This window comes from Vibrio mytili, assembly GCF_000830505.1.
Taxonomy (GTDB): domain Bacteria; phylum Pseudomonadota; class Gammaproteobacteria; order Enterobacterales; family Vibrionaceae; genus Vibrio; species Vibrio mytili.
In genome coordinates this window covers 170,814-180,043 of the sequence record NZ_JXOK01000081.1, presented here as the reverse complement: position 1 = coordinate 180,043, position 9,230 = coordinate 170,814, and the positions used below count along the sequence as shown (strand labels likewise).

The following is a 9,230-nucleotide window of genomic DNA, read 5'->3' as shown; positions in this document are numbered from 1 at the left end:
GCTTTGTGACTGAACAAGGCTTTACAGCTGCTCAAATCGGACGGCTATTTTAGCGAGATAACGTATCGTGTCAAACACTTTTTAGTTATTTCGTTATGAGCTATTTTTCAACTCAACCACCTTGTTATCTAGCAATGCTTTGCGAGACAACGGAGGCGAATTATAGGGAGAAAAATCAACTTAGCAAGAGGAATTCAACCTAAAAAAGACATTTTTAGGTTGAGTGTTCAAATAACCAACAAATTGAGTGCTATATGGGCGAAGGGCGAGTTTTAAGACTCTAGATTAGCCACACGAAGATTGAGTTCAGCCATAGATCTTTTTACTTCCTCAACTAAATAGAAGTACTTATCATCATTGTCTTGCTGGTAAACGATACGTCCATTGACAAAACTGGCTTTGATTGACGCAGGTTCACCACACATGATTGGCGCCAGCAAAGAAGAATGGCAACCCGATAAACGTGGATGGTCGAGTTCATAAAGGACGAGATCAGCCGCAAAGCCTTCTCGAATTTCTCCTACCTCACTAAGCCCTAAGATATCAGCCCCACCTTTTGTGCCCCATTTAAGCACTTCTTCTAAGGTGGTGGCATCAGGTCCATTTTTAGCTCTATGTATTAGCCAAGTTAAATTCAGCTCTTGGAGCATGGATCCCGACTCGGCAGAAGCAGAACCATCAACACCAATTGAGATCGGCATCCCCGCTTTGGCCATTTCAATGACAGGGGCAATGCCGCTACCTAAACGACAGTTAGATGTTGGGCAATGAGCAATACCAGTTTTGGTTTCAGCTAATAGCTGGATATCGGCATCATTAGCTTGAACGATATGAGCAAACCACACGTCTTTCCCCAGCCAATCACAGCTTTGCGCAAACTCTACAGCACTTTTTCCGTACTTTGCTAGTGTTTGCTCATTATCAAAATCCACTTCTAACAAATGCGAGTGCATTCTCAGGCTTTGGCTTCTCGCGTATTCTGCTATCAATTTAAGATCGCTTGGTGTAGCTGAATGAGCGATTGTTGTTGGGGCAACAACTAACTGACGCATTGAAGCCGGTCCCTCTTGGTGATAGCGACTACGCGTATGCTCTAAACGTGAAATCATTTGTTCTGCTGACTCAGGTACCACACCTGCTTTAGCCAACCCTTTGTGCGTCCCTTTTACTGTCGCTCCACCTCGACATAGCACAAGCCGAATGCCCATTTCATCCGCTGCCTGCCAAAGCACGTCTTCTAACTCTTGGCTTGAGTTAGCATGATAAAGATAGTGATGGTCAGCACATGTCGTCGCACCAGAGCGAAGCAATTCGTAAAAACCCAGCTTTGCTGCCGAATACATGATTTCTGGGGTAATTTGCGGCCAATAGCGATAAGGGACACTCGCAAGCCAGTCACCTAACCCATCATTAATCCCCGCAGGGATTCCCTTTAATATTGACTGCGCAATATGGTGGTGAGTATTCACAAACCCTGGGTAGATGACACAATTGCTCGCATCAACAATTTCCTCAGTAGCAATTGGGGGTAAATTTTGTCCAAGTTCAGTGATTAAGCCATTTTGAATCCTTATATCCTGAATATTTTGTCTAGGTGAAAATACACTGTTTGCATTCTTAATTAAGTAGTTCATATAAATTTCCTTTTTGATGAACAATCGGTACCCAACCTTTATTCGGATAATTAAGATGGATAACCACTTGAGCAATGTCCCAGAGATTCACTCTTAACCGCTTCTACTCAATTAATTTACTAAGGAGGAGACACCGCTATCTCCCTTCTCAGGCCTGTATACAATGCAATAAATAGACCATAACTTTCGTATTTAGTAAGCCTTCGTTAACCACAATAATTCCGCACCAAAACAAATCAAAACATTAGATTATTCACCAACTTGGTGCAAAAAGTCACAAATCACCTTCACTAGCAGCTCAAATTGTATACAACAAATCGCACCATTGTTTTGCTCACTTATCTAGGTTAATTAATGGTTAATGAATAGTTTCACCTCATCGTATCTTTGTTTGCATTTTATGGCACGTTGTTTGCTGAGAGTAAAATGAAATCGTGAGTAGAAGCGGTTAGATACCGAATTGGTATCGGGACATTGCTCATAGTTAGCCTAAAGTGACGCATCCGTAACATAAGGACGCAGCTTTAGGAAGTGAAAAGGAAAACACGGAGTAACTATGAAAACTATTTCAAACATCAACAAACTCGCCCTTTCAGTATCTTTACTATGTACATCAGCAAGTAGCTTGGCAGCAGATAAAGTGACCTTCCAACTTGATTGGTTACCGGGAGGAGATAAAGCGCCTGTATTTGTTGGCGTACAACAAGGTTTCTTTGCGGACGAAGATCTTGACGTAAAGATACTTGGTGGTAAAGGCTCTACTGACGCAATAACCAAAGTGGCGACAGGCACGGCGGATATTGGTTCAGCAGATATCGTTGCTCTAATGGTCGCCAAAGCAAATGACAATGTACCTGTAAAAGCCGTCTACTCTATTTTTAACAAAGCTCCTTATGCGTTCTATACACTCGACAGTTCTGATATTGAATCGGTAAAGGATGTTTCTGGTAAAACCATTGTCACCTCTCCCTTTACTTCAGCGAATGTTTTTCTTCCAATCATGCTTAAGAAAAATGGCGTTGATGAAAACAGCATCAAAGTTCTAAAAGCCGATCCCGGTGCGCTCAACCCAATGCTTATCACTGGGCAATCAGATGTGATGATTTCTTGGATGACCGACAGAGTAAAAAACACCGAGCAAGCAGAGCAGGCTGGTAAAAAACTCAATGTACTCCCTTGGTACGATGCAGGGCTGGAATTCTACTCATCATCTATTATCGCAAGCGACAAGTTTATGTCGGAAAATCCAGACGTCGTTAAACGATTTATTAAAGCCTATGCCAAAGCAGTGGAATACACATGGACAAACCCAGAACAAAGTGCTTCAGATGTTCATAAAATGGTACCAGACGTCGATGTAACTCAAGCCAGCGATACCATCAAATCCATCCGTAGCTTAGTAATGAATGAAATCTCGGAGCAAGATGCGTCGGTGTATTTACTCCGATACGCCTCAAAGAAACCTGGAAATGGACAGCGGAGGCTCAGGGTTTAGCTCTCAGTAAGCTTGACCCGGAAACGGTTGTTTCTCGTCAATTCATCCAAGAGGTGAACTAATGCAACCATTTGTTTCGTTTAAGAATATAGGGCATACCTATCAATCTGACAAACAATCGGTTACGGTTCTCAACGATGTCAACTTCAATGTAAACAAGCATGAATTTGTTGCCATCGTTGGTCCCTCTGGTTGTGGCAAGTCGACGTTGCTGCGGCTCTTGTCAGGATTAATATCACCCACCGAAGGAGAAATCTCTGTTTTTGGCCAACCAGTTACCGAGCCAAGAGAAGATATCGGTATTGTGTTTCAGAAGCCAACGTTGTTGCCTTGGAAAAATATCCTCGACAACGTGCTATTCCCTTTACAACACAAGTTCAATTACGTTAGTCAGAAAGAAAAGAAGCACGCGGAGGAACTGTTAAATACTGTCGGTCTGTCTGGTTTTGAAACCAGTATGCCCAATCAGCTCTCTGGTGGGATGCAGCAACGCGTCGGTATCGCTCGCGCATTGCTTCTGAATCCAGATATTTTGATCATGGACGAACCCTTTTCCGCACTTGATGCACTAACGCGTGAAGAGATGGGATTTGAACTACAAAAAATTTGGATGGAAAAACCGAAAACGGTTTTATTCATTACTCACTCTATCTCTGAGGCGGTATTACTCGCAGACAAAGTATTAGTGATGGGACCACGTCCGAGCACCGTACTAGAGGAAATCCACATTGATTTACCTCGCCCGCGAGACATCCATACGCTGCAAGACCTCACCTTTGGTTCTTATACCAACAAAATCCGCGAATATTTTTATCGTTCAGAGAGACAAAATTGCGCGGAAAGTCAGGACGAAGGTAACGTTGAACCAATACGTAGAACGGTCGCTTAATCGCACGTGTCTAAAGGAGTAGATATGAAACGGTATTTATCACAATGGTCACAGAATTGGCTTCCGCTCATCGCGATATTAGCACTCATCCCTATTTGGGAAGTGGTCTGTCGCGTGCTCTCTGTGCCTACATTTATCTTACCCGCGCCAACAGATATTGCGCAGGCATTTAGCCAGGTACCTTTTGAACGATGGCTAGACAACCTATGGGCGACATTGCGTATTGCGCTTCTTGGTTTTGGGATCTCTTTTTTAGTCAGTATTCCATTAGCTATCCTGATGGTAAACTCTAAGTTTCTCACCAAAGCGCTATTCCCGATATTGGTGATCATACAGTCAACGCCTGTTGTCGCTATTGCACCGCTACTGATCGTCATTTTAGGAACTGGTGACGCACCTCGACTAACCATAACGTGCCTGATTACCTTTTTTCCACTCGTGGTATCAGCTACAACCGGTATGCTGTCGACCCCTGCGGAATTGATTGAACTGTCTCGCTCATTAAGCGTAAAAAACAGCAAAACTATCTGGCAAATTCGCCTTCCTTATGCCATCCCACATATTTTTAGTGGTATAAAAGTTGCGATCACCTTAGCTGTAATTGGTTCAGTTATTGCCGAATTCGTCGCAGCAGAAAAAGGGCTTGGCTATCTTGTTCAGTTTTCAACTTCCTATTTCAAGATCCCGCAAGCGTTTGCCGCACTCGTCTTCTTATCTCTCGTCAGCATGTTGCTATTTAAATCCGTTAGTTGGATCCAGAGTGCCTGTTTCTCGTGGAGCCTGACTGAAGAAGAAAAACAGAGATAGGATTTATCATGATCAATCAACAAAACGACTTTAAATTTTTACGCCTCAGTTTCGCATTAGCTGAAGAGGCAAAATCTCGAGGTATCCACCCATTTTCAGCAATACTTGTTGATGAAAATGGAGAGATACTCTTGGAGCAGATTAACGGTTACTTACCTGATCTAGATATGACAGGACATGCAGAACGCTTGATTATGACCACTGCCAGCAAACTCTATCGACCCGAATTTCTTCACCGTTGTACGCTCTACATTTCCGCTGAACCTTGTGCCATGTGCGCGGGTGCGATTTATTGGGCAGGCGTGGGGCGCGTTGTGTATGGTCTTAGCGAAACTAAGCTAAAAAAGATAACGGGTAATCATCCAGAAAACCCCACTCTGGCTCTCCCATGTAGAACCGTATTTGAATCAGGGCAGCGTGAGGTAAAAGTCCTTGGTCCGTTACTTGAAGAGGAAGCTGAACAAGTACAGCTTGGCGTTTGGTAACAGATAGCTTGAGATGAGCGGCTGCCACACGTTTATGCATTGAAATAAATATCACTAGGAGTAGAAGCGGCCTGTAATAGCAAGGAACTCATGTTCCTAGGCTATTGCTGGGCATTGCTCCAATAACAAGCATTGGCTTAATTGTTAATTGGAGAAACACGAATGACTCAATCATATCTTTTAGATGAACTTAACTTTGAAACCACCATCGGTGGGGTAGGCTGTGAAGCAAATGATACGTTGATCCCTATCATCGACTTGGAAGACTTTGATAGTCGACGTGAAATCATAACCGAGCAACTTTGGGAAGCTGCGACTCAAGTTGGCTTTTTTCAGTTAATTAACCATAGTATTCCGTTAGCTGACGTAGAGAGATCATTTGAGTTGAGTGAACAATTCTTCGCGCTGTCCGAGCAAGAGAAGCAACAATACCCATTAAAAGAAGGCTTGAATGCCGGTTGGGAGTTTAAACAGCAAGTCCGCCCATCAACGGGTACCGCTGATCAAAAAGAATCGTATCAAATTACTTTGCCACATATGAATGGTTTATGGCCAAGTCATGATCTTGTAGAAGATTTTAAAGTACATTTACTCAAGTTCGAACATCAAGCTTGGCTTCTCGGGATGAATATCCTCTCCTGTTTTGCCGACAAACTGGGCTTCGAAAGGGATTTTTTCACCAAAGCGCACCAAAGAGATTCTGACAATTACTTGAGTACTTTACGCATGCTGCACTACTTGCCGATGACAGACATTCCCGACTCAGGCTCACTGTGGCGTGCGGGTGCACACACCGACTTTGATTGCCTAACCATGGTATTCCAGCAAGAGAACCAAGGCGGTTTGCAAGTTGCGGCAGGAAAAGATGCGAAGGAAAACTTAGTCTGGAGTGCCGTTGAACCTAAAACAGGCGTTATCACCTGTAACATCGGTGATATGCTCATGCGCTGGAGTGATGACTTATTGAAATCGACACTACATAGAGTGCGCATGCCGACGGCAAAAGAAAACCAAGACTCTCGATATAGCATGGCCTTTTTCTGTCAGGCGAATCGAGATCAAATCATCCAAGGGCCGCAACAGGTGTATCCTCCAATCAGCGCTGAAAACTATTTAAAAATGCGAATCAATGCGAATTTCTCATAACACTCAACTGTAAACCTCATTCAAGTAAATGAAGAGCAGAAAGAAAAAGCCATGCATCACTGCATGGCTTTCGTTTAGTCCCATAATCTCTTGTCGTTATTGACGGGCTGTTATATGACCATCTGTTACGCCCAAGACAATTGGTTTTCCTGGTAAGAACTGACCAGATAGCATCGATTTAGCTAATGGGTTTTCAACATTTTGTTGAATCGCACGTTTGAGTGGACGCGCCCCATAAACAGGATCAAAACCAACCTGAGCAATCAGATCCAGTGCATCATCACCCACTTCCAATTCGTAGTCTTTTTCAATCAGACGTTTATGCAGACGCTCCAATTGAATCGACGCAATAGACTTAATATGGTCTTTACCAAGAGGATGGAACACCACCGTTTCATCAACACGGTTCAAGAACTCTGGACGGAAGTGTTTACTGAGCACTTCCATGACCGCGTCCTTAATACCTTGATAATCCAGCGTTGCAAAATTCTCTTGGATTTGTGACGAACCAAGGTTCGACGTCATAATCACAACCGTATTTCGGAAGTCAACGGTACGACCCTGACCATCCGTTAAACGGCCATCATCCAACACTTGCAACAAAATGTTGAAGACGTCTGGATGTGCCTTTTCCACTTCATCCAATAAAATAACCGAATAAGGTTTACGACGAACTGCTTCTGTCAGATAGCCGCCCTCTTCGTAGCCAACGTAGCCCGGAGGCGCACCAACCAGTCGAGCCACGGAGTGCTTCTCCATAAACTCAGACATATCAATACGCACCATGGCATCTTCGCTATCAAACATAAAGCTTGCGAGGGTTTTACACAGCTCAGTTTTCCCCACCCCTGTTGGCCCTAAGAATAGGAAAGAGCCAATCGGTCTGTTTGGATCGGACAACCCCGCTCTGCTACGACGAATCGCATTAGAGACCACTTCAACGGCTTCAACCTGCCCAATAACACGTCGGTGCAACACATCTTCCATACGAAGCAATTTCTCTTTCTCTGCTTCCAGCATTTTAGAGACTGGAATACCAGTTTGTTTGGAGAGCACCTCGGCAATTTCATTATCCGTCACCTTGTTACGCAGCAACGTCATTTCTTGCATTTCGGCTTGAGCCGCCAAATCGAGCTGTTTTTCAAGCTCAGGAATACGACCGTACTGAAGCTCGGACATTCGGTTCAGATCCCCAGCACGGCGGGCAAATTCCATGTCCATACGTGCTTGTTCAAGCTCTGATTTAATGTGCTGCGTGCCTGAAAGCGCGGCTTTTTCTGTGTTCCACACTTCTTCAAGCTCTGCATATTCACGCTCTTTTTCAGTCAGCTCTTCATTTAACGTGTTGAGACGCTTTTCGCTGGCTTCATCGTGCTCATTGCTTAACGCCTGTTGCTCAATCTTCAACTGAATGATCTTACGTTCAAGCTTATCCAAAGACTCTGGTTTAGAGTCAATCTGTAAGCGAATACTCGAAGCCGCCTCATCGATCAAGTCGATTGCTTTATCCGGCAACTGACGGTCTGACACATAGCGATGTGACAAGCTCGCAGCTGCAACAATGGCTGGATCGGTAATTTCAACGTGATGGTGTAGCTCGTATCGCTCTTTTAACCCACGCAAAATCGCCACGGTATCTTCAACCGTTGGTTCATCCACCAGCACTTTTTGGAAACGACGCTCTAAAGCTGCGTCTTTCTCAATGTACTTGCGGTATTCATCTAACGTTGTTGCACCGACACAATGAAGTTCACCACGGGCTAATGCCGGCTTCAGCATATTCCCTGCGTCCATTGAGCCTTCACCTTTACCAGCGCCAACCATGGTATGAAGCTCATCAATGAACAAAATGACGTTACCTTCTTCTTTCGCCAATTCATTCAGCACCGATTTCAAGCGCTCTTCAAATTCACCACGATATTTCGCCCCAGCGACCAAAGCTCCCATGTCCAGAGCAAGCACTCGTCGCCCACGCAGACCTTCAGGTACTTCGTTATTGACGATACGCTGGGCAAGGCCTTCTACAATCGCAGTCTTACCCACGCCGGGTTCACCGATGATAACTGGGTTATTTTTTGTTCTGCGCTGCAAAACTTGAATCGTACGACGAATTTCATCATCACGACCAATAACCGGATCCAACTTACCCTGCTCCGCTCGTTCAGTCAGATCAATGGTGAACTTCTCAAGTGCCTGACGCAGCTCTTCTGCATTCGGATCATCGACGGTTTGACCACCTCTGATCTTTTCTATCGCCTGGCTCAACTTCTCTTCAGTTAATCCAATTTCTTTTAGTAGCTGGCCAAGCGGACCACGATCCTGAATGGCAGCAAGTAAAAAAACCTCAGACGAAATATAGGAGTCCTGACGCTTCTGAGCCACTTTGTCACACAAGTTGAACAACGTACCCATCGCGCTAGAAAGCTGCACATCGCCGCCGATGCCACTCACTTTTGGCAGTCGATCGAGCATTTCGCTCAATTTAGAACGGAGTTGAGTGACATCCACGTCCAACATCGTCAACAGCGGACGAATTGGACTGCCATTTTGATCGAGCAAAGCCACCATTAAATGGACTGGCTCGATATATTGATGATCGCGCCCTAACGCTAATGATTGAGCATCAGAGATAGCGATTTGAAACTTACTTGTGAATCGATCAAGACGCATATCTACCTTCCTAACCTCAAATAAAATAGTCTTTTGACAGTTAGAAAGATGGATACTAGGAGGGGGAATTTCAAGGGTTCAGGCAAAGATAGTTGCACAAAATT

The 9,230-nt window shown here is 44.4% G+C and carries 7 protein-coding genes; 5 read left to right on the top strand and 2 right to left on the bottom strand.

Annotated elements, in window-relative coordinates:
- Positions 1-272 precede the first annotated feature (272 nt).
- A complete protein-coding gene (locus SU60_RS19695) occupies positions 273-1,634 on the bottom strand; it encodes an amidohydrolase family protein (RefSeq protein WP_041157005.1) in 1,362 nt (453 codons plus the stop codon).
- A 556-nt stretch (positions 1,635-2,190) separates the two neighbouring features.
- On the opposite strand from SU60_RS19695, the gene SU60_RS19690 reads away from it, so the two are divergent.
- The 5 genes from SU60_RS19690 (at position 2,191) to SU60_RS19670 (ending at position 6,456) form a co-directional block, all read left to right on the top strand.
- A complete protein-coding gene (locus SU60_RS19690; protein ID WP_245228439.1) occupies positions 2,191-3,129 on the top strand; it encodes an ABC transporter substrate-binding protein in 939 nt (312 codons plus the stop codon).
- A gap of 61 nt (positions 3,130-3,190) precedes the next feature.
- A complete protein-coding gene (locus SU60_RS19685) occupies positions 3,191-4,018 on the top strand; it encodes an ABC transporter ATP-binding protein (protein ID WP_041157004.1) in 828 nt (275 codons plus the stop codon).
- A 24-nt stretch (positions 4,019-4,042) separates the two neighbouring features.
- A complete protein-coding gene (locus tag SU60_RS19680) occupies positions 4,043-4,825 on the top strand; it encodes an ABC transporter permease (protein ID WP_041157003.1) in 783 nt (260 codons plus the stop codon).
- 8 nt (positions 4,826-4,833) lie between these two features.
- Positions 4,834-5,310, top strand: coding sequence for a nucleoside deaminase (locus SU60_RS19675; RefSeq protein WP_041157002.1), 477 nt, complete (start codon positions 4,834-4,836; stop codon positions 5,308-5,310).
- A 162-nt stretch (positions 5,311-5,472) separates the two neighbouring features.
- Complete coding sequence (locus tag SU60_RS19670; RefSeq protein WP_041157001.1) at positions 5,473-6,456, top strand: isopenicillin N synthase family dioxygenase; 984 nt, start codon at positions 5,473-5,475, stop codon at positions 6,454-6,456.
- Between the two features lie 96 nt (positions 6,457-6,552).
- Here SU60_RS19670 and clpB read toward each other — a convergent pair whose 3' ends face one another.
- The gene (gene clpB, locus SU60_RS19665; protein ID WP_041157000.1) at positions 6,553-9,126 is read right to left on the bottom strand and encodes an ATP-dependent chaperone ClpB; all 2,574 of its coding nucleotides are present in this window, start codon (positions 9,124-9,126) and stop codon (positions 6,553-6,555) included.
- Positions 9,127-9,230 lie beyond the last annotated feature (104 nt).

Excerpts from the sequence above, each read along its gene's own strand:
- SU60_RS19670 (WP_041157001.1), top strand. The coding sequence starts at position 5,473 with ATGACTCAATCATATCTTTTAGATGAACTTAACTTTGAAACCACCATC.
- SU60_RS19690 (WP_245228439.1), top strand. The coding sequence starts at position 2,191 with ATGAAAACTATTTCAAACATCAACAAACTCGCCCTTTCAGTATCTTTA.
- SU60_RS19695 (WP_041157005.1), bottom strand. The coding sequence starts at position 1,634 with ATGAACTACTTAATTAAGAATGCAAACAGTGTATTTTCACCTAGACAA.
- SU60_RS19680 (WP_041157003.1), top strand. The coding sequence starts at position 4,043 with ATGAAACGGTATTTATCACAATGGTCACAGAATTGGCTTCCGCTCATC.
- SU60_RS19685 (WP_041157004.1), top strand. The coding sequence starts at position 3,191 with ATGCAACCATTTGTTTCGTTTAAGAATATAGGGCATACCTATCAATCT.
- clpB (WP_041157000.1), bottom strand. The coding sequence starts at position 9,126 with ATGCGTCTTGATCGATTCACAAGTAAGTTTCAAATCGCTATCTCTGAT.
- SU60_RS19675 (WP_041157002.1), top strand. The coding sequence starts at position 4,834 with ATGATCAATCAACAAAACGACTTTAAATTTTTACGCCTCAGTTTCGCA.